This window comes from Kitasatospora sp. NPDC058048, from assembly GCF_042885555.1.
Taxonomy (GTDB): domain Bacteria; phylum Actinomycetota; class Actinomycetes; order Streptomycetales; family Streptomycetaceae; genus Kitasatospora; species Kitasatospora lactacystinica.
In genome coordinates this window covers 1-1667 of the sequence record NZ_JBHVRT010000057.1, presented here as the reverse complement: position 1 = coordinate 1667, position 1667 = coordinate 1, and the positions used below count along the sequence as shown (strand labels likewise).

Sequence of the window (1667 nt, the reverse complement as noted above, 5' to 3'; positions counted from 1 at the left end):
ACACTCCCCCCCCCACCCCCGCGCGGCCCGGCGGGGGGGGGCGCCCCCCCCGCCCCGCCCCGGGGGGGGGGGGGCGGGGGGGGGGGGGGCCCCCCGGGGGGCCCCCCCCCGCCCCGGCCCATCGGCGGGCCCGCGCGACGGCATCTGTTCGGTATCAATTCGCCCAGGGCGTAGGGCAGACCTGGCGAAGAGGCCGGAATCACGGGCCCGGCAGAGTACCGTCGGATAGCGAGACCGAGCGCCGTCGGCGTTGACGGTCCACAGCACCAGGCCCCGGAACCCTGCGGGGCCCCTGGCGAAGGGGAAGCACCTCGTGGCACGCATCGGAGACGGTGGCGACCTGCTCAAGTGCTCGTTCTGCGGCAAGTCGCAGAAGCAGGTGAAGAAGCTGATCGCCGGCCCAGGCGTGTACATCTGCGACGAGTGCATCGACCTGTGCAACGAGATCATCGAGGAGGAACTCGCCGAGACCTCCGAGGTCCGCTTCGAGGAGCTCCCGAAGCCGCGCGAGATCTACGAGTTCCTGGACCAGTACGTGGTCGGCCAGGACCTCGCCAAGAAGGCGCTGTCGGTCGCCGTCTACAACCACTACAAGCGGGTCCAGGCCGGTGAGGCGGGCCGCAGCGGCGGCAACGGCCGCGAGGACGCCATCGAGCTGGCCAAGTCCAACATCCTGCTGCTGGGCCCCACCGGCTCCGGAAAGACGCTGCTGGCGCAGACCCTGGCCCGGATGCTCAACGTGCCGTTCGCCATCGCGGACGCCACCGCGCTGACCGAGGCCGGCTACGTCGGCGAGGACGTCGAGAACATCCTGCTCAAGCTGATCCAGGCGGCCGACTACGACGTCAAGAAGGCCGAGACCGGGATCATCTACATCGACGAGATCGACAAGGTCGCGCGCAAGAGCGAGAACCCGTCGATCACCCGGGACGTCTCCGGCGAGGGCGTGCAGCAGGCCCTGCTGAAGATCCTGGAGGGCACCACGGCCTCGGTGCCGCCGCAGGGCGGGCGCAAGCACCCGCACCAGGAGTTCATCCAGATCGACACCACCAACGTGCTGTTCATCGTCGGCGGCGCGTTCGCCGGCCTGGAGCGGATCATCGAGGGCCGCGCGGGTGCCAAGGGCATCGGCTTCGGCGCCAACATCCGCTCCAAGCGGGAGTCGGACGCCAGCGACCACTTCCGCCAGGTGATGCCCGAGGACCTGGTGAAGTTCGGCATGATCCCCGAGTTCATCGGCCGTCTCCCGGTGATCACCAGCGTGCACAACCTGGACCGCGAGGCGCTGCTCCAGATCCTCACCGAGCCGCGCAACGCGCTGGTCAAGCAGTACCGCAAGCTGTTCGAACTGGACGGCGTGGAGCTGGAGTTCTCCCGCGACGCGCTGGAGGCGATCGCCGACCAGGCGATCCTGCGCGGCACCGGCGCGCGCGGGCTGCGGGCCATCATGGAGGAGGTGCTGATGTCCGTGATGTACGAGGTTCCCTCGCGCCAGGACGTCGCCCGCGTGGTGGTCACCGGCGACGTGGTCTCCAAGCACGCCATCCCCACCCTGGTGCCGCGCGACATGATCAAGCGCGAGCGCCGGGAGAAGAGCGCCTGACCCGAGGCCTCCGTGACACGGGAGGGGGCCCCCCCCCCCGCCCCGGGGGGGGCCCCCCCCGGGG

1 protein-coding gene is annotated in these 1667 nt (G+C 70.7%); it reads left to right on the top strand.

What is annotated here, in order from left to right; translation table 11 throughout:
* Positions 1-313 precede the first annotated feature (313 nt).
* Positions 314-1603, top strand: a complete 1290-nt coding sequence (gene clpX, locus ACFVVA_RS38315; RefSeq protein ID WP_045696864.1) for an ATP-dependent Clp protease ATP-binding subunit ClpX — start codon at positions 314-316, stop codon at positions 1601-1603.
* Positions 1604-1667 lie beyond the last annotated feature (64 nt).